The organism is Chryseobacterium sp. MA9 (assembly GCF_024399315.1).
GTDB lineage: Bacteria > Bacteroidota > Bacteroidia > Flavobacteriales > Weeksellaceae > Chryseobacterium.
On record NZ_CP075170.1, the window covers coordinates 1,477,629 to 1,495,753 of the forward strand.

General features: G+C 36.0%; 19 protein-coding genes and 1 pseudogene. 4 read left to right on the forward strand and 16 right to left on the reverse strand.

Going from position 1 to position 18,125, the window contains the following annotated elements; translation table 11 throughout:
• The first annotated feature begins 474 nt into the window (after window positions 1-474).
• On the forward strand, window positions 475-762 hold the full coding sequence (locus KIK00_RS06820; protein WP_047377616.1) for a GNAT family N-acetyltransferase: 288 nt from the start codon (window positions 475-477) through the stop codon (window positions 760-762).
• On the opposite strand, the gene KIK00_RS06825 is transcribed toward KIK00_RS06820, so the two are convergent.
• Complete coding sequence (locus KIK00_RS06825) at window positions 763-1,860, reverse strand: MBL fold metallo-hydrolase (protein ID WP_255815800.1); 1,098 nt, start codon at window positions 1,858-1,860, stop codon at window positions 763-765.
• Between the two features lie 316 nt (window positions 1,861-2,176).
• Here KIK00_RS06825 and KIK00_RS06830 point away from each other — a divergent pair, with 316 nt between their 5' ends.
• On the forward strand, window positions 2,177-3,574 hold the full coding sequence (locus KIK00_RS06830) for a S41 family peptidase (protein WP_255815801.1): 1,398 nt from the start codon (window positions 2,177-2,179) through the stop codon (window positions 3,572-3,574).
• A gap of 43 nt (window positions 3,575-3,617) precedes the next feature.
• On the opposite strand, the gene KIK00_RS06835 is transcribed toward KIK00_RS06830, so the two are convergent.
• The 5 genes from KIK00_RS06835 to KIK00_RS06855 all read right to left on the reverse strand — a co-directional run bounded on the left by KIK00_RS06835 (window position 3,618) and on the right by KIK00_RS06855 (window position 7,957).
• On the reverse strand, window positions 3,618-4,208 hold the full coding sequence (locus tag KIK00_RS06835) for a hypothetical protein (RefSeq protein ID WP_255815802.1): 591 nt from the start codon (window positions 4,206-4,208) through the stop codon (window positions 3,618-3,620).
• Window positions 4,209-4,221: 13 nt separating this feature from the next.
• A complete protein-coding gene (locus KIK00_RS06840) occupies window positions 4,222-4,731 on the reverse strand; it encodes an RNA polymerase sigma factor (protein ID WP_255815803.1) in 510 nt (169 codons plus the stop codon).
• A 116-nt stretch (window positions 4,732-4,847) separates the two neighbouring features.
• Complete coding sequence (locus KIK00_RS06845; protein WP_255815804.1) at window positions 4,848-5,666, reverse strand: hypothetical protein; 819 nt, start codon at window positions 5,664-5,666, stop codon at window positions 4,848-4,850.
• Window positions 5,667-5,674: 8 nt separating this feature from the next.
• On the reverse strand, window positions 5,675-6,184 hold the full coding sequence (locus KIK00_RS06850; protein ID WP_255815805.1) for an RNA polymerase sigma factor: 510 nt from the start codon (window positions 6,182-6,184) through the stop codon (window positions 5,675-5,677).
• 144 nt (window positions 6,185-6,328) lie between these two features.
• Window positions 6,329-7,957: an NADP-dependent glyceraldehyde-3-phosphate dehydrogenase gene (locus KIK00_RS06855; RefSeq protein ID WP_255815806.1), complete on the reverse strand. Its 1,629-nt coding sequence runs from the start codon at window positions 7,955-7,957 to the stop codon at window positions 6,329-6,331.
• 173 nt (window positions 7,958-8,130) lie between these two features.
• Between KIK00_RS06855 and tpx the strand changes: the two genes are divergently transcribed.
• On the forward strand, window positions 8,131-8,700 hold the full coding sequence (gene tpx / locus KIK00_RS06860) for a thiol peroxidase (RefSeq protein ID WP_255815807.1): 570 nt from the start codon (window positions 8,131-8,133) through the stop codon (window positions 8,698-8,700).
• A 97-nt stretch (window positions 8,701-8,797) separates the two neighbouring features.
• On the opposite strand, the gene KIK00_RS06865 is transcribed toward tpx, so the two are convergent.
• From KIK00_RS06865 to KIK00_RS06890, 6 genes are all read right to left on the reverse strand, one after another.
• Entirely contained in the window at window positions 8,798-9,253 is a 456-nt protein-coding gene (locus KIK00_RS06865; protein ID WP_255815808.1) for a hypothetical protein, read from the reverse strand.
• A 5-nt stretch (window positions 9,254-9,258) separates the two neighbouring features.
• Window positions 9,259-9,825, reverse strand: a complete 567-nt coding sequence (locus KIK00_RS06870) for a hypothetical protein (protein ID WP_255815809.1) — start codon at window positions 9,823-9,825, stop codon at window positions 9,259-9,261.
• Window positions 9,826-9,918: 93 nt separating this feature from the next.
• Window positions 9,919-10,614, reverse strand: coding sequence for a TonB-dependent receptor plug domain-containing protein (locus KIK00_RS06875; protein WP_255815810.1), 696 nt, complete (start codon window positions 10,612-10,614; stop codon window positions 9,919-9,921).
• A 479-nt stretch (window positions 10,615-11,093) separates the two neighbouring features.
• On the reverse strand, window positions 11,094-11,855 hold the full coding sequence (locus KIK00_RS06880; protein ID WP_255815811.1) for an MBL fold metallo-hydrolase: 762 nt from the start codon (window positions 11,853-11,855) through the stop codon (window positions 11,094-11,096).
• 226 nt (window positions 11,856-12,081) lie between these two features.
• Window positions 12,082-12,624, reverse strand: a complete 543-nt coding sequence (locus KIK00_RS06885; protein WP_255815812.1) for a Crp/Fnr family transcriptional regulator — start codon at window positions 12,622-12,624, stop codon at window positions 12,082-12,084.
• Between the two features lie 16 nt (window positions 12,625-12,640).
• Window positions 12,641-14,626: a urocanate hydratase gene (locus KIK00_RS06890; RefSeq protein WP_255815813.1), complete on the reverse strand. Its 1,986-nt coding sequence runs from the start codon at window positions 14,624-14,626 to the stop codon at window positions 12,641-12,643.
• Between the two features lie 310 nt (window positions 14,627-14,936).
• Here KIK00_RS06890 and KIK00_RS06895 point away from each other — a divergent pair.
• Window positions 14,937-15,373, forward strand: a pseudogene (locus KIK00_RS06895) (endonuclease domain-containing protein).
• Window positions 15,374-15,488: 115 nt separating this feature from the next.
• On the opposite strand, the gene KIK00_RS06900 reads toward KIK00_RS06895, so the two are convergent.
• The 4 genes from KIK00_RS06900 to KIK00_RS06915 all read right to left on the reverse strand — a co-directional run bounded on the left by KIK00_RS06900 (window position 15,489) and on the right by KIK00_RS06915 (window position 18,017).
• Window positions 15,489-15,782, reverse strand: coding sequence for a hypothetical protein (locus KIK00_RS06900; RefSeq protein ID WP_255815814.1), 294 nt, complete (start codon window positions 15,780-15,782; stop codon window positions 15,489-15,491).
• Window positions 15,783-15,831: 49 nt separating this feature from the next.
• A complete protein-coding gene (locus tag KIK00_RS06905; protein WP_255815815.1) occupies window positions 15,832-16,818 on the reverse strand; it encodes a D-glycerate dehydrogenase in 987 nt (328 codons plus the stop codon).
• A gap of 76 nt (window positions 16,819-16,894) precedes the next feature.
• Window positions 16,895-17,158 carry a prevent-host-death protein gene (locus tag KIK00_RS06910; protein ID WP_255815816.1) on the reverse strand — a complete coding sequence of 88 codons (264 nt, stop codon included), beginning with the start codon at window positions 17,156-17,158 and terminating at the stop codon, window positions 16,895-16,897.
• A gap of 208 nt (window positions 17,159-17,366) precedes the next feature.
• Window positions 17,367-18,017 (reverse strand): protein-L-isoaspartate(D-aspartate) O-methyltransferase, encoded by a 651-nt coding sequence (locus KIK00_RS06915; protein WP_255815817.1) that lies wholly within the window; start codon window positions 18,015-18,017, stop codon window positions 17,367-17,369.
• Window positions 18,018-18,125: the final 108 nt, after the last annotated feature.

The following is an 18,125-nucleotide window of genomic DNA, read 5'->3' on the forward strand; positions in this document are numbered from 1 at the left end:
TTAAATTAAACATGATAGTATAGTCAATTAAAGTGCCAAATATTAATTGTAAATTCTAATATTTATTAAAAAAAACCATAAACAACTGATTACCTTTGAAATATATTATACATTTTCATAAAATTATCACATGTTAATCATCTTGAAATGATAATCAGAATATAATTCATTTCGTTAAACAGAGATTTTATAATAAGCGAATAACAATCAGTAAATTGGAATTAAATCAAGAATTTTAAAGAGTACCTTTTTAAGTTTTGGCTAAGACCAATGGATGTTTTTTTAAAGTCTGGCTGGGCTAAAGACCCCTATTAAGTATTAACAACATCTTTTATCTTTTAATCATTATGTTATAAAATTCGTTAAGATTCCTGAAAACTATTATTTCATATTATTTAATTTCGTAATTTTAATGGAGAGAATGTTTTGGGAAGTTCTCCAAATTATTTTTTATCAACCAAATCTTACATTATCATGGAAAATATAAAGTTTCAGGTATCTCCATATCAGGACGAATTGCAGCTATTTATTGATGGGAAAAAGGCAGGTTATATGTCCATAGAGGTTGACGGAAGACTGCTTATTGTGTATTATACGAAACTTGATGAAGAACGTGAAGGAAAAGGATACGCCAAACTATTACTGGATGAGCTTGTACGCTACGCAGAAGAAAAAGATTTGCTTGTAGACCCGGAATGTGATTTTGTGCGACAACAGTTTGAAAACCATCCCGTAAGGTATAAAGACATCTGGCATGCCTGATCAGTCTTCCCACCAGGCTGTAAATTGTTGTTCATGCTGATTCAGATCTACTACCTCTCCAATCATCGGAGTGAGGATATTCAATCCTTTTTCTTTTCCAAGAGCAGTTATCTTTTGTAATGGCTCATTCCATGGGTGAAGTGCAAGTGCAAATTTTGCTGCATGAACAGGAATGATACGTTCTGCTCTGAGATCAATACTGGCTTGAATAACATCTTCCGGCAGTGTATGGATATACCTCCATGCTTCTCCATATTGCCCATTCTCAAGAATTGCATAATCGAAAGGTCCGTATTGTTCACCAATTGTTTTAAAATGGGTATCATAACCACTGTCTCCTCCTAAGAAAATCTTCTTTGTAGGTGTTATCAGAACATAGGAACTCCATAGGGTATCATTCTTACTGATTCTCCTGCCCGAAAAATGTCTGGCAGGGGTAAAAACAATTTTTATATCATTTTTCAGAGCCACTTCAGTTCCCCATTCTTCTTCAATCATCGAGTTTTCAGCATATCCCCATCTCTCCAGATGCGCTCCCACTCCCAAAGGTAAAATAGCCATTCCTGTTCTGTCTTTGATAGATTTTACAGTTGGGTAATCCAAATGGTCAAAATGATCATGGGTTATTACCAGATAATCAACATTGGGAATATCTTCAGGTTTAAAGATATCTGATCCTTTAAAAGCTTTGTTAAAATATTTGAAAGGTGAACCATATAAACTCAATACAGGATCAATCAGGAACGAAATACCATCTGTCTGCAGATAATAAGATGAATGTCCCAGCCAGATAAATACATCCTGATTTTTATCTCTGCTTTTTAAATCGGTATGAAGAGATGGAATTTCTTTCAAAGGCTTCAAAAGTGGATCTTTTTTTCCTAAAAAGAAATCGTAAGTCACTTTCGACATTTTGTAACCTTCTGTAATGGAAGGGGTATGGCTGATATTCTGAAACTGTCTTTTTTTATAGAGTTTTGACTGTCTGATACGTTCCAGCCTCTTTCCTTTTGGCACCCCGCCAAACGCCTTCATATTGATCACTATAAAAAAGGTAACTGTCAAAACAGCTACAGTCGTAATAATCCAATAAATCATCTGTATAAAATAAATATCAAATGTATTGACTTTTGCCTTTAAATGAAAATTTATTCAGTTTTAGTACATTTTTTAACTAAATTTATCATGTATTTTGGAAAATTTATTAATCATTTAAGTCATGATTAATTTTAAACTTTCTATTTTAGCACCTTAAAAAAACTCAGATATATTGAAAAATTATTCGGTAATATTTCTTCTCGCAATACTTTCGTCTTGTGCCTCTATAAGAAAACACAACGAACAGCGGGCTTCATGTATTCCACCGGAGCAACTCAAAGAGGATGTGGACTTTGCTTATTCAAAATTACAGCAAATGCATCCTCAATTATACTGGTATATTCCCAAGAAGGAATTGGACCATAAATTTGACAGTCTTAAACAGACTCTCACTGAATCTCTTACTCCTCTTCAGTTTTATTTTAAACTTCAGCCTGTCATTGCAGGAATCCGTGAAGGGCATCTTTCATTAAGAATTCCCAGAAAGAAATTTACCAAAAGAGAGTTTAAAAGACTGGAACATCAGAAAGGAATGTTCAGCCGTTTTGAATATTATATATCAGGCGATCAGATGTATATCATTCAAAACAGAGATTCTATTGAGCATATACAACCCGGAACCGAAATTTTATCAATCAACAATATTCCTGTCTCAGATTATATAAAGAAATACAGAAGCCTGATCAGCAGTGATGGTGATAATACGACTTTTCATCCCTATTTTTTAAAAGATCTTTTCTTTAATTTTTATACTGCAGAAAACGGTTTTGGGAGTAAAGCAACTCTTGAAACGCTTTATCAGGGAGAAAAAAAAATCTATACCTTAAGCAGGGAAATAAAATCTTACTCTGATCTTGAGAAGGATAAGGAAATGAAGAAAAAGACACTGGAAAAGAAACTGAACGATTATGTAGCTTCAAGTAATTCTTATAACAGAAGTTTTAAATTCCTGGATAAAGACAGCACTATTGCTTATATAAAGGTACAAAGTTTCTCCAGAGATTATTCTGATAAATTTTATAAAAAGACCTTTGCAAAGATCAATGAGGCTAAAACTCCCTACCTCATCATAGATGTCCGAAATAACTATGGAGGGTCTCTCTATGAGATCAATAACCTGTATTCCTATTTAGCAGATGCACCTTTTACCCTGATCAAACCTTCTCAGGTAACATCAAGGAATACTCCACTGCGTACAAATTATTTCAGAAAAAGCAATCCCTTAGAATATGCTCTTAAAAGTATTGCCTATCCAAGTTATTTCTTCGCACAGGCTTTCAGTACATATAAAAAAGACGGGAAGGTTTTCTATAAAATGAAAGCTGATAAACCCACAAAGCCTAATAAACAAGCTTTCCACGGAAAAGTTTTTGTATTGATTAACGGAGGAAGCTTCTCAGCATCTTCTATTATTACCGCTAAGCTTAAGAATGATAAAAGAGCAACTCTTGTAGGTGAAGAAACCGGCGGTGCCAATGACGGAACAGTTGCAGGTTTCTATTCTTATCAGAAACTTCCCAATTCTGAGATCAGGTTCCCTATCGGGTTACTTCTTGTACAGCCTAATATCAAATTTTCAGACTCACGGAAAGGCGTTATTCCCGATGTAGTGGTTACTGAAAGTATGCAGGATATCATTGACAGAAAAGACCCACAGCTGGATTGGATAAAAAATGAAATTGCTAAAGAAAAAGATAATAATAAAGGACAATAATTTATAAATATTTCGGCGGGCTTTCAGCCCGCCGAAATATTTTCTATCTTTTCAACTCTTCCAAAAGATTTTCAATATGCTGCATGTATCTTCCGTAATAACGGTGAAACCAGAATTTCCCAGCCAGATAGAGTATAAACAACCCTCCAATCACAGAACCAATTAAGATTACAGCAATTTTTAGTTCACTCAAAGGTTTTGGCCATGGGATAAATTCCAGGACAATCAGTATCTCACATACCAGAAACGGTGCAAAGCTGATGTAGTATGAAAGATAATACTGTTTATTCAGATTCAGCTGCATTACCAGATCTTTCAGAGAATCGTAGGTCTTAGGTGCAGTATTACTGATTTCGTTATAGAGTTTAAAGAACTTACTGAAAAAGAAAACGGTAACAATAAGCATGGAAGCAATTAAAACCGTTATATACAATTGCAATTTAAAAGGCCTGCAGACTGAGCAAACCAAAAAAGCAAAAACAAAAATTCCTATCACCCACCAGAATTCCACACGCATGTTTTTACGTATTTTTTCAAGGGGAAGATTCAGTTTATTTCTTTGTTCAATACTTATTTCCGGAGTTTCCTCCATAATATCTTCATTCCAGGTGTTTTTCAATTCATTGATATTCATTGGATTACTGATTTTAATGTTTGTTGGTTTTTATTTGGCTTAAGATATCTTTAAGTTTATTTTTTGCCCGGTTCATTTTCACTCTTGCGTTTCCTTCAGAAATTCCCATCTGTTCTGCGATCTGCTTTCCTGAAAAATCTTCCAGATAGTAGAATACAAAAGCTTTATCAATGGGATTGAGTTGATGAATAGCCTTATACATTTCAGCCAGACGCTCTTCTTTACGGTAATCATAGTCCTCCTGCACAATAATATGATTGGAAAAATCTTCATGGGCAATAAAGCTTCTTCTTTTTTCTGATTTAAGGAAAATAATGGCCGTATTCAAAGCGATTCTGTATAGCCATGTTGAAAATTCGCTTTCACCTCTGAAACCAGGAAATGCTTTCCAGAGCTGATAGGTAATCTCCTGAAAGAGATCATCCCGATCATCCTTTTCAGTCATATACATTTTAGAAATCTTAAATAGGATTCCTTTATGCTGTTCAATTTGACTTATAAACTCTTGTTCTAATGAGATCATGATTTGTTACTCTATAGAGTTAGTTTTCATTAAAAAAAATTGTTACAGTATTTTCACAAAGAAATAAAAAAACCTGACAGGTTATCTATCAGGTTCTTCTATTTTTAACTAAACTTCTAATTCAGTTTATTTAAAGCTCTTTGTAAGGACTCTATATCAAGGAAGTTCAGCTTGGCACCGGCTATTATGACAATTAAAAAAACGAGTGTCAAAAATAAAATGATAAAAATATACATCGAAACAAACCAGATAACGGTATTCAGAATATTTCCTTTGATGCCCATTTTATTCATGAAAAATTTCTGTGAACGCTCAAACCAAGTTTTTTTCTTTTCAGGTCTGGGACTTACTTCAATCTCGTTAAGCTCATCTACCAAACGTACTACATCATCAATATACCTTCCGTACATATAATAGATCCAGTATTTTATGATAAAAGCAATCAAGAGCAGGGTAATCAGAAGACTGATCCCGAAGATAGCCAGGTTATATTCCATCTCAAAATGGAAATTAATTCTGATCAGAGAGAGAAGAAATCCAAGAGGAATATAGGAAACATAATAAGCTATATAAATTTCTTTTGATATGAGAAGCTGACTTTTAAGATTGAACAAATCATAATTTGTATTGATACTATTCTTTTGAAGCAGCTTATACAATTTCAGAAAACGGGAATAAAAATAGACGATAATAACAATGGTCAGGATTGTTACAAATGCAGATATGATTTTAATATTAGAATCAGTAGAAGCAAACGGGAAATTGGTTAAAAGTAAAGGCAGCGTTACAATCATCAGCCAAAACTCAGTTTCCATATTCACTTTCAGCATTTGCAACGGGGAATGTATTTCCTTCTGTTTTTCAAGAGAAATTTCAGGAGATTCCTGTCCTGTATCTTTATTCCAAAGTTCTTTAAAGTTTTCTAACTCCATCATTTTATCTTTTAATGAGAACCTGCTCTTTGTGTGGTAATGATCTCTTTCAGCTTCTCTTTTGCCCTTTTCAGCTTTACCCTTGTATTCACTTCAGTAATTCCCAGCTGAACGGCAATTTCTTTTCCAGAAAAACCCTCCAAAAAGAAAAATATAAGGGCTTTATCAATAGGGCTCAACTGATGAATTGCTTCATACATCAGCTTCATATTCATATCATCCGTATCATTGTAAGGTTCCTGCCGGGCATGTAGCCCATCTACATTCTGATTCTGTATAAAACTACGTTTTTTTTCACTTCGCAGGAAAACAATTGCTGTGTTTAGCGCTGTTCTGTACAGCCATGTGGAGAAATCACTTCTCTTTTGAAAATCACCATATGATTTCCAGGCCTGGTAGATGATCTCCTGATAGAGGTCATTCTGATCGTCCTTATTATCCATGTACATTTTAGAAATCTTGAAAACAACACCTTTGTGCTTTTCAATTTTCTCTAAAAATTCTTTTTCCGGTGAAGACATGATTTACACACTGACCTTAGATAATATTTATTGAAACATTATCTTAATTATAACACAAAACTAATTTCCGGCATTAAGTTAAAAAAATCCTCAGCAAACAAAGAAGTTTATTGAGGATTTTTAATTATGTTAAATACAACAGAATCAGAAAATATAATCTGTACTTAAAAAATTGGAATCATGTTCTCTAACGATGGTATTGAGTAATTCTTTATTGGAATCTGTAAGTTTTGCTGCTACCAGAGACCGGATTGAGAATGAACGGAGCGCATCAAAAACAGAAAGCGTTCCTTCCGCACTGTCTTTTCTTCCGGTAAAAGGGAAAACATCCGGACCTCTTTGCGCCTGGCAGTTGATATTAACGCGGCTTACGAGATTCACGAATGGATCAATCAGCTTTGCTACTTCCCGCGGATCTTCACTGAAAATACTTACCTGCATCCCATGTGAAGCATTCACCTGATAATCTATAGGTTCTTCTATATCTTCAAATGGAACAACAGGAATCACCGGACCAAACTGTTCCTCATGATACAGTTTCATATCACTGTTTACAGGATAAACTACCGCCGGAAAAACAAAAGATTCATCCGTATAGCCTCCATCTCTATTCAAAACGGCTGCTCCTTTCTGTAAAGCATCATCAATGCATTCTTTCAAGTAAGGAGGCTTGTTCACTTCCGGAAGCGGAGTTACTTTTACATCTTTCTCCCATGGAAGTCCTGGTTTCAAGGCAGAAACCGCTTCACTCAATTTTTTTGTAAATTCTTCAGCTATTTCTTTCTGAACAAATATCAGTTTCAATGCTGTGCATCGCTGTCCGTTGAAAGAAAGCGCGCCCAGAACACATTCACTCACCGCTACATCCAGATTTGCATTTTTGGTAACAATGGCTGCATTTTTCGCATCTAAGCTAAGAATTGCTCTTAAACGGTTTACTTTCGGGTGTAGTTTTTTCAGTCCGTTAGCCACCTTACTGGATCCAATGAAGGCAAGAACATTCACTTTTCCGCTTTCCATGATGGGTGTGATAATTTCTGATCCCTTTCCATATAAGGTATTCACTGTTCCTTTCGGGAAGGCTTCTTTGAAAGCTTCTAATAATGGATAGTGGGCTAACACTCCATGTTTCGGAAGTTTAAACAGAATCGTATTTCCCATAATCAAAGCGGGAATCAGGGTGGTAAATATTTCGTTCAGAGGATAATTGAACGGTCCCATACTTAAAACCACTCCCAGCGGCGCTCTTCTAATCTGTGCAATGGTTCCTTCTGCCTGTTGAAAGCGGGAAGATTCTCTGTCCAGATCTTTCAGAGCATCAATGGTTTGATTGATATAATCTACAGTACGGTCAAATTCTTTCGTAGAATCGGCCAGCGTTTTCCCGATTTCCCACATCAGTAACTTAATGATCAGATCTCTTTGCTGGATCATCAGGTAAACAAATTTTTGCATGCATTTAATGCGTCCTTCCACAGACATAGTCGGCCATTCGCCAAGACCGTTATCGTAGGCTTTTACACAGGCTTCAAGGACATCCATGGCTTCTTTCGGGCCAATATTGGGGATACTTCCCAAAAGTTTTCTTTCTAATCCATTTTCTGTAGGAATACACACCGGGGAATAGATTTCGGTGACATCTCCGTTCCACTCTACCAGTTCGCCATTCAAAAGATAAGTTCTCTGGTGAATGACCGGAACTTTATATTCTTCCGGAATTTCATTTTCACCCTTAAAAATGTGATGGAATGATGCTGTATTTTCTGAACTCATAAATCTTTCTATTTTTTTTATGTGATAAGATTCTCCTTCTAAGGAGGTTTTATTATATAAAGGTAAAAGTAAAATGTTTTGAAAAAAACAATCTGCTCATAGATTTGATCTATTTGAATTAAAATTAATCTCAGCTCCTGAAAAAAGAATAATTTAGCCTAAAAATAAATTTCATGTTTTCAAAATTAGTTTTCAGTACACTATTATTCTTCTCTGCAGTGAGCTTTGCACAAAAATCTAAAGCAACCAATACAGTTTTAATGGGAGGAAAAGAAGTACACACCTATGCAAAATTGCCGGCTCTGAACAAACCTGCTCCTAAATTTACCCTTACAGATGTGAATATGAATGAGCAGACGTTGGATTCCTACAAAGGAAAGAATGTGATCTTAAATATCTTTCCTAGTGTAGACACAGGTGTTTGTTCAGCTTCTGTACACCATTTCAACGAAGAGGCAGGAAATCTTCCCAATACAGTAGTACTTTGTATTTCCAAAGATCTTCCGTTTGCCCAGAAAAGATTCTGTGGTGCAGAAGGAATCAAAAATGTTGTAATGCTTTCAGATTTCCGTTCAGATTTCGGATGGAACTATGGGGTGGAACTGGTAGATTCTGCAATGAAAGGCCTTCTGAGCAGAGCTGTAGTGGTAATAGATCCATCAGGAAAGATTATCTACGAAGAGCAGGTTGCAGATATTTCTCACGAGCCGAATTACGAAGCGGCGATTGCAGCGGTGAAATAATAATCTTTTATTTTAAAATAAATATAAACTCCGGCGATCTTCGATCGCCGGAGTTTATATTTTACGCAAGATTTTTATGCTTTATGTTCATCATTTTTTAATCTCCATCTCCACCAATAGAATTAAATTCCTTAGTTGAGTAATGCAAGAACAGTAAAGTTAATAAGTCATTAGCAGAATGATCGACTTCAAGATGAAAAATTGATTCTTTACCTCTTCTTTTCTCCTCCCGTATCTCGATCAGTAACTTCCCTTTTTCAGTTAATTGCCAGGTGCTTTTTAATTTAAAATAATAAATTCTAACTCCTTGGCCTGACTTAATAATTCTTTCCTTTGCTAAATCTGTGAAATATGTTATCACATTTGAATCAAAGAGTTCTACATCATTCTTTAGAAAACCTACATTCCGGATATCATATTTCTTAGAATTGAAAGCAATATATTGCTCATAGTGAAATAATTTCCTGACATCTACAATTCTTCCCACTTCATTTTGAGTTTCTGAAACTAAAACAATATCTTTTTTTTGATAGTGCGCGGTATATTTTTTCAACAATTCTATTTTTTACTTTCAATCACAATAACTCCATATCTCCCTTTATCTCCATAAAGTTTGGTTGCTCCTTCACCAGAAAGTATATTGACACTTTTCACATTATCTCCTTTTATTTTTTTCATTTTCTCTTCAGATATTTTCTTACCATCCAGCAGAATCATTGGCTGTGTAGATTCAATATCTTCTTTACTTGGCATGCCCAGCCACATTGTTTTATTGATTGTATTGTTGATGACCTCTACTCCTTCAAGCCCTTTCTTAAAATCAACTTTCTTTACTTCTTCACCTTTTACTTCCTGTGCTTTGGTTGTGGTCACCACTCCGCTTGCAACCAATAATCCCAGAGCTATTTTAGAGGTTAATGAAAAATTTAGATTTCGACCTAACTGATCACCCGTAAACCTCCCACACATTTTTTTATCAGACTTAAAACTCATTAAAAGTTCTTCATCTGAGGAGCTTGTAAAATCTGTTACAGTTTTAGAACAAACGGAACAAAATTTCCCTTTTTGATTGCTTGTCATTTCTTCCCAATTTTCATGACAAGGGTTTGCAATGTTTAGTCTCATGGTCAGTTATATTTATTACTAAGATAGAATAATAATAATAATAATAATAGAAAATTTAGAATATATCGTATAAATTATGCTTGTTTTATTTTTTTACCGTTTATTCTTAGTAGTAATTACAACTACTCCATCTTTGGCTTTTTCGCCATACTTTGTAGTTGCAGAAGCGCCCTTTAGTATATTCATTGTTTTTATAAGATTAGGATCCAGTGCTTTTACTTTTTCATAATCGCTTATTTTTCCATTCACTATATACATGGGCTTATATACTGCTCCACTTGAGGGAGCTCCACCAATACGTATACTGTTATGATCTTCAGGAGCCTTACCAATTACTCCTGATAATTTTGAGACAATTTCTTTTTTTTCTTTTTCTTTGCTGTCTAATAAAGCTCTCGCTGGCACTACCGAAACAGAACCAAGCAATTTTCTGTCTCTCTGAGTATTGAAAACAACTTCCTCCATTTCTTCAGCCTTTAGGGTATCACAGGTTTTATTTTGTTGTGCATTCACATTTACAATCCCTCCTGTTGTTAGCATAAAACCAACAGCAAATTTCACAAAAAGATCATTGATATAAGAATAATGCAGCTCCCGGTTGAGCTGTGATGGATTAAAATTTCCACAGATTTCTTCCGAAGCCTTAGAAAACACATCTATAATATCATCATCCGAAGTTTTCCTGAAGTCTCGTACCGTTTTGGAACAAACAGTGCAGAATCTTCCTTTTTCATCTGGTGACATCGTATTCCAGTTTTCATGACAGGGTTTGGGTATCGTGATTTTCATAGTAAGCTTTTATTATAAAGATGACCCTATGGCAGAAAAGGTTGGAAAGGCTTGTGAAATTTTCTAACATTTTAAATTCTGTTGAAAAATCGTAAGGTTTTTTAAGCATCTAATTCTGTTTGGATTCCTACGGAATGACAGACTGTATGGATAATCTAAGCGGATAGTTTCTTCTATTAAGATCTGAACAAATAAATGTTTACATAGTCTTCCTACGCTTTCACCTTGTCATTCCGGAGGAATCTAAATTCTTATTTTTTCATCAATTTAAAAATTTTGCTGTATAGATTCCTGTTGAATGATAAAAAGGCGCGAGAAACTCTACTTATGCAAAAGATCGTGGAGTGACAATTGAGTGGATTGACAATGAGATGCAGAAATGATCCTAAAAAACGGGCTAAAGCCCGTTCCTATTGATGTTGAGATTCTTCACTACATTGCATTTCATTCAGAATGACAGTTTTCCTTACGAATACCATTTAAGATTTTAACAACACTGTTCCATCTTTCAAAACCATATACTCCTGTCCTACTTCCTCTGAAATACGCTTCATATCATTGTCATCAAACACCTGAGGAATATAAAATTTCTCATGAGCAAACAATCCGTAGTGGATGAGCACCAGTTTTTTAGCATGTAAAAGATGGGCTGCGGCAAAGGCTTCTTTGAGACTGAGAGAGGCGGGAACAGGGCTGTATTCTAATCCAATGATTTCAAAATTGACCACAACACCGTTTACGGGTAAAAATGCGTAATCTATATTGGAATTTTCTTTTCCGAGCTTCCAGAACTGGTTGTGCCAGATGGTGTCTCCACCATGAAAGAGCTTTGTTTTTCCGTCATCCACAATCCAGGAAGACTGTATTTCTCCCAATCCATCCATAGCAAATACGGGTTTGAAGGTGATGTTGTTTTCTGTAAAGGTTTCATTCAGATCAAGAATAATGATCTCTGCGTCAATTACAATTTTTCTTACCACGGCTTCAAGCCCTGCATAGACAATCAGTTTTCCGTTTTTCTTCAAACATTTCCTGATGACTCCTTTGTCAAAATGATCGAGATGCAGATGGGTAAACAGGATATAATCTGCCTGTACATGGTCTGAGAATTCTATAAGACTTTCTACAGCATCACCCAAAACAGGTTTATAGTAAGAGAAATCTTCTACAGCGTCTATTAAGATGGTTTTGTTGTGTGAAGTGAGCTTGATACCGGCCCAGTTTAATTTTTGTATTTCCATAATTTTTTTTTCACAAAGGAAAAGACTTACGGAAGGCAAGACAATAAACAAAAGATAATTAATGAGGGTTGAGATTGGGAGCTGGGGGATGGAATATGGGAGTTATTGAGGTGATAGAATAACTATTCCTTTTTTTATTTGAAATGATTGATCAATTTAATTATTAAATCTATAGAAAATAGGGAAACGGGTAGTAACTTCCAGCTTCCAGCTCCCCTCTTCCAGCTTACACAATCCTTTTTCTGATCCTGCTTAAAGAGATAGGCGTAATCCCAATGTAAGAGGCAAGATATTTTAAAGGAATATTCTGGATGTAATGAGGTTTGTTCTTCAAAAGGTATTCATACAAATCCTGAGGTGTATTTTTCAACAGGAGCATTTCCCTTTTCATAGCAGCATTAAGTTTTCTGCTGAGATAATAATTCTGAACGAAACGGCAGTGCGGATTTAAAACAAACATATCTTTCACCTCATCAAGGGTGATTTCCCATGCCAGCCCGCTGTTTATAGACTCGTAAACAGCATCAGATCCTTTTTCGTCAACGGTGAAAATATCTCCGGGAAAGTAAAATTCTGCACAGATTTCAGTATCAATATCGGATGTGTTGCTGATATAATATTTACGAACAAGCCCATCTTCTACAAGATAGGCTTTATTGTCCGTAAACAGAGTTTTTTTTGAAAATTCAACCTCAGCAAACTTCTCCCATACAGGATCACAATCCTCTACGTTCAGGTGTGAAAACAGTTGTTTGTTGATTGTTGCCAATGTTGAATATTATATTTTACAGTAAATTTTCGTCTACAAGGTTTGGAAGAGTTACTTTCAGATTCGGTTCTACTTCCATAGCTCTTTTAATGGCGAAAATAGCGCCTTCGTTTCTTGCCCAGCTTCTTCTTGAGATTCCGTTGTTTACGTCCCAGAAAAGCATAGACTTCAATCTTCTGTCGGCATCATCGCTTCCGTCCAAAAGCATTCCGAAGCCACCGTTGATTACTTCTCCCCAGCCTACTCCACCACCATTGTGAATAGAAACCCAGGTAGCTCCGCGGAAACTGTCACCAATCACATTGTGAATAGCCATATCCGCAGTAAATCTTGACCCGTCATAGATATTGGAAGTCTCTCTGTAAGGAGAATCTGTTCCTGAAACATCATGGTGGTCTCTACCTAATACCACAGGTCCTATTTCTCCATTTCTAATGGCTTTATTGAAGGCTTCTGCAATCTTCATTCTTCCTTCTGCGTCTGCATAAAGGATTCTTGCCTGTGAACCTACTACCAGTTTGTTTTCCTGTGCTCCTTTGATCCACTGGATATTATCTTTCATCTGCTGCTGAATTTCTTCAGGAGAGTTTTTTACCATTTCTTCCAATACTGCACACGCAATATCATCCGTTTTCTGTAGATCTTCCGGCTTTCCGCTGGAACATACCCAACGGAACGGCCCAAAACCATAATCAAAACACATAGGGCCCATAATATCCTGTACATAACTCGGATATTTGAATTCTCTTCCCAATGTTGGATTTTCTGCCATTACATCAGCTCCGGCTCTGGAAGCTTCCAATAAAAAGGCATTTCCATAATCAAAGAAATAGGTTCCTTTTGCCGTATGTTTGTTGATGGCTGCAGCGTGCCTTCTCAACGTTTCCTGAACTTTTTCTTTGAATAATTCAGGGTTTTCAGCCATCATTGTATTAGATTCTTCAAAACTTTGTCCTACCGGATAGTAACCACCAGCCCAAGGATTGTGAAGTGAGGTCTGATCTGATCCGATGTCAATTCTTAAATCTTCCTGATCGAATTTCTCCCAAACATCAACAATATTTCCAAGATAAGCCAAGGAAACAGTTTCTTTGTTAGCCTGTGCTTCTCTTACTCTTTTCACCAATGAATCAAGATCTTCATGAATCTCATTCACCCATTTCTGATCATGACGGATTTTGGTAATTTTAGGATTCACTTCCGCACATACAGTCACACAACCTGCAATATTACCTGCTTTTGGCTGCGCACCACTCATTCCTCCTAATCCTGAAGTAACAAAAAGTCCTCCTTTTGGTTCTTTTTTGATTTTTCTGAAAGCATTTAAAGCTGTAATCGTTGTCCCATGAACAATTCCCTGAGGGCCAATATACATGTAACTTCCTGCCGTCATTTGTCCGTACTGGGTAACTCCCAATGCATTAAATTTCTCCCAATCATCCGGTTTAGAATAGTTCGGGATCATCATTCCATTCGTAACAACTACTCTTGGTGCATCTTTATGAGACGGGAACAATCCCATAGGATGTCCTGAATACATCACCAATGTTTGCTCATTACTCATTTCTGACAGGTATTTCATCGTCAGCAGATACTGGGCCCAGTTTGAAAATACAGCTCCATTTCCACCGTAAGTAATCAATTCGTGAGGGTGCTGTGCCACTGCATAATCCAGATTATTCTGAATCATCAGCATAATGGCTTTCGCCTGCTCAGATTTTCCGGGATAGTCTGTGATAGGTCTTGCCTTCATCTCATAATCCGGACGGAAACGGTACATATAAATTCTTCCGTAATCTTCCAGTTCCTGCTTAAATTCAGGAATCAGTTCTGCATGAAACTGAGGATCGAAATAACGTAATGCATTTTTCAATGCCAGCTTTTTCTCTTCTTCCCCTAAAATTTCTTTACGCTTCGGAGCATGGTTGATATTGATCTCGTATGGTTTTGGTTGTGGCAGCTGATTAGAAATCCCCTGCTGTATCTGTTCTTGAAATGTCATATTGCTATTTAAAGGTCTATGTTGAAACAATGTTTGAAGTTTTAAAGATATTCAAATTAGAAAATATAGGCAAGTGAAAGGATCAAAATGGCTTATAGGGTTTAAGGTTTAAGGTTTAAGGTTTAAGGTTTAAGGTTTAAGGTTTAAGGTTTAAGGTTTAAGGTTTAAGCAAAATTATCGAATCCGGATATCTCACAATTTGATATTAATACTATATTTGAATATACCCATCTCAATTCCCCTCCCTTGGAGGGGTGGATTTCAAAGTTAATAACTTTGGAAGACGGGGTGGTAAAAAATAAACACAATCATGAAAGAAACCCTTACCCTAATCAACGGAATTCCGATCTATAGGAACTTCGTAGAAAATCTTCCCTACAACCCCTATTTAAAAGAATTATTAAAAGAAAAACGTAAAGCCAGAATTCTTGGTGAAGTTATATTTTGGAAGAAAGTCCGTGCAAAAAATTTTCATAAGATTGACTTTGACAGACAAAGAATTATTGGAAATTATATCGTTGATTTTTATGTGAAAATTTAGGACTCATTATAGAAATAGATGGTTCAAGTCATGATGAAAAGCAGGTTTATGATGGGATAAGAGAGGAATATCTTGAACCATTAGGGTTGTTGGTTTTCAGGATTAGTGATTTTGATGTGAGGAATAATCTGAGTTTGGTGATGAAGGAGTTGGAGGGTTTTATTGTGCTGCATTATGGAACCACCCCGTCTTCAAAAACTATTTAATTTTTTGAATCCACCCCTCCAAAGGAGGGGAATTGCCCTTACTAAAAGAAGTCGTTTTTCAATATAAAAAAACCTTACTGAAAATCAATAAGGCTGGTTGGTGTATCGTAAAAGTTTAGGTTAAAACATCATCGTTTTCCTCTTCGTGGTCATCTTCATTATCGCTGAGACTCCAGTAGTTGTTCTCTTCATCTTCTTCTCCTATTTCTTCCATTTCATCATCGTCATCAGCTCCGGGAATATCTAAGCCTTTATCAATTTTATCATCGTCAAGGTCTTCATCCAGAATAGGATTTCCGTCTCCATCGAGCGAAATGTGTTTTTCTCTCTTAAATATATCTTCATTCGGGTTATAATCCATCTGTTCTAACCTTTTGTTTTGTTCATTAATATTTTTCTCTGGTGCCATGATATTTAAGATTTTAGGTTTATATAATCAAAACAAAAATAATTCCAAGTTATGATGAATGATGAGAATAAACGTCAGGATTTGCACAATGCGGCATTTTTTCATTTTTAGAAAAAGCGATGATATTTCCTGCAGCCAGTCTGGCCATCCCATTCCGGGCTTCAACCGTAGCAGAACCAATGTGTGGCAGAATACAAACACTGGAAAGCCCAAGAATAGGATCGTCTGCAGACATAGGTTCCGGATTGGTAACATCCAGACCAGCTCCCCAGATTTTCTTATCTACCAGTGCCTGATACAGGTCTTTTTGGTTGTGGAAGCCTCCTCTGGCTGTATTGATAAAGATCGCATCGGGTTTCATCTGTTCAAATAAGGAATAATTGAATAATTCTTTATGGTCAGAGGTAAAATTGGCATGAACGCTCAATACATCTGAGTTTTTGATCAGCTCTTCAAAAGAAACATAAACTGCTCCCAATTCCTGTTCTGCTTCTTTATTATGATGGCGGTTGTGATAAATGATATTCATTCCAAAAGCCTTTTTTGATTTTTCAGCCATTTCATACCCGATACGTCCCAGTCCAAAAATCCCCAGTGTTTTTCCATAAAGTTCCTGCCCCAAAGCATCCAAAGGATCAAATGTCCCCCAATTATCATCTTTTACTTTCTGGAAATTATAGCTTGCTCTTCTTGCCACCGCCTGCATGAGTAAAAAAGCGACATCTGAAGTGGCTTTGCTCAAAACATCAGGAGTATTACCCACCGGAATATTCCTTTGGGTAGCTTCTTTGATATCTACATGATCAAAACCTACAGAATATAAAGCAATGGCTTTAACATTCGGGCAGGATTCAAAGAAGTTTTTGTCATATTTAAATTCTGAACCAATACTTAAGATCACATCGGTATTTTTACAGTAACTCAGCCATTCTTCATAAGAAAGGTTTTCTTTTTCCGGAACTGTAATTTCCAGCCCAGCTTCTTCCAGCATTTTAATTCCTGTTTTGGGAATTCTTTTATTGATAAAAACTTTCATTATACTGTTGTTTGATGATTTTAAATAAAAAACCTCACTCGCAAAAAGTAAGGTTCCTGAACTTTAATATTAAAAATTATTTCTTTTCATCTGAATGGTCTTTGTTCTTCTCCCAGGCTTCAGAAGCAATTTCCTGAATTTCTGTCCAAACTTCTTTCGCAGATTTCTGAGCCTGCGACATAAATCCTTGTTTAGTTGCTTCCTGATTCCTGCTTTTCATGTCATGAATGTAATCTTTTACCTGCTGGGAATAACTTTCTACGTTATATCCTGGATTATTATTCAGGTTTTTCTGAAGATTACTAAAATCATGTGACGCTTTGAATCTGTTCGTATCCATAATAATAGATTTTAGTGATTGGGTTCTCATATAAGTCCAATTTTCATTCCGAAACGAGTTAAAATATTTTAAATTTTAGCTAAAGCCAATTGAATGTCTATTTATAAAAAAACGGACTAAGGTCCGTTCCTATTAATAAAATTGGTATTCAACAGAACTGGTGTTTGAGACCAGTTCTTCTCCCAATTCCGGTTCTGATGGATAAAAATTATTGATTGGTTTTTCCAAGCATCGGAACAAATTTATAAGCCCCGAATTCTTCTTTTTCAAATTCTGTAGGACCTATTTTAGTAAATCTGTATAAAACCTGTTCATCAGTAGGTCCCAATGGAATCACCATTATTCCTCCTATGTTCAGTTGTTTCAAAAGCTCTGTTGGTAAGGTGGAAGCACCACAGGTTACAATGATTTTATCAAAGGGAGCAAAAGTAGGAAGCCCGGCAAAGCCATCTCCAAAGCTCTGAAATTTTGGAAACAGATGAAGTTCCCTGAGTTTCTTTTTGGAAAAGTCGAATAGATCTTTCTGCCTTTCTACAGTATATACATGGGCTTTCATGGCCAATAGAACAGCAGTCTGATATCCGCATCCGGTGCCTATCTCCAGGACTTTTTCACCTGGTTTTACCTGCAGCAACTCAGACTGTTCTGCTACCGTTGAAGGGTGGGAAATGGTCTGATGTGCCAGAATAGGAAATGCTCTGTCTTCATAGGCAAAGTCTTCAAAAATACTTTCGATAAAAAGATGTCTTGGAACTTCACTCATTGCCGAAAGTACATTTTCGTCTGAAATTCCAATTCTGTGCCGAAGGTAATCTACTAAAATCTTTCTTTTTCCTTTATGTACAAACGAATCCTGCATTTGACAAAAGTAAGAAATTAGAAATTAGATTTCATAAATTGGAGGAAAGAATTATCCACAAAAACTGCTTCTACAATGTAACTTCTTTCTTATCTTTACAAAAATTTA

Coding starts and splice junctions, on each gene's coding strand:
- KIK00_RS06820 (WP_047377616.1), top strand. CDS start 475: ATGGAAAATATAAAGTTTCAGGTATCTCCATATCAGGACGAATTGCAG.
- KIK00_RS06825 (WP_255815800.1), bottom strand. CDS start 1,860: ATGATTTATTGGATTATTACGACTGTAGCTGTTTTGACAGTTACCTTT.
- KIK00_RS06830 (WP_255815801.1), top strand. CDS start 2,177: ATGCATCCTCAATTATACTGGTATATTCCCAAGAAGGAATTGGACCAT.
- KIK00_RS06835 (WP_255815802.1), bottom strand. CDS start 4,208: ATGAATATCAATGAATTGAAAAACACCTGGAATGAAGATATTATGGAG.
- KIK00_RS06840 (WP_255815803.1), bottom strand. CDS start 4,731: ATGATCTCATTAGAACAAGAGTTTATAAGTCAAATTGAACAGCATAAA.
- KIK00_RS06845 (WP_255815804.1), bottom strand. CDS start 5,666: ATGATGGAGTTAGAAAACTTTAAAGAACTTTGGAATAAAGATACAGGA.
- KIK00_RS06850 (WP_255815805.1), bottom strand. CDS start 6,184: ATGTCTTCACCGGAAAAAGAATTTTTAGAGAAAATTGAAAAGCACAAA.
- KIK00_RS06855 (WP_255815806.1), bottom strand. CDS start 7,957: ATGAGTTCAGAAAATACAGCATCATTCCATCACATTTTTAAGGGTGAA.
- tpx (WP_255815807.1), top strand. CDS start 8,131: ATGTTTTCAAAATTAGTTTTCAGTACACTATTATTCTTCTCTGCAGTG.
- KIK00_RS06870 (WP_255815809.1), bottom strand. CDS start 9,825: ATGAGACTAAACATTGCAAACCCTTGTCATGAAAATTGGGAAGAAATG.
- KIK00_RS06875 (WP_255815810.1), bottom strand. CDS start 10,614: ATGAAAATCACGATACCCAAACCCTGTCATGAAAACTGGAATACGATG.
- KIK00_RS06880 (WP_255815811.1), bottom strand. CDS start 11,855: ATGGAAATACAAAAATTAAACTGGGCCGGTATCAAGCTCACTTCACAC.
- KIK00_RS06890 (WP_255815813.1), bottom strand. CDS start 14,626: ATGACATTTCAAGAACAGATACAGCAGGGGATTTCTAATCAGCTGCCA.
- KIK00_RS06900 (WP_255815814.1), bottom strand. CDS start 15,782: ATGGCACCAGAGAAAAATATTAATGAACAAAACAAAAGGTTAGAACAG.
- KIK00_RS06905 (WP_255815815.1), bottom strand. CDS start 16,818: ATGAAAGTTTTTATCAATAAAAGAATTCCCAAAACAGGAATTAAAATG.
- KIK00_RS06910 (WP_255815816.1), bottom strand. CDS start 17,158: ATGGATACGAACAGATTCAAAGCGTCACATGATTTTAGTAATCTTCAG.
- KIK00_RS06915 (WP_255815817.1), bottom strand. CDS start 18,017: ATGCAGGATTCGTTTGTACATAAAGGAAAAAGAAAGATTTTAGTAGAT.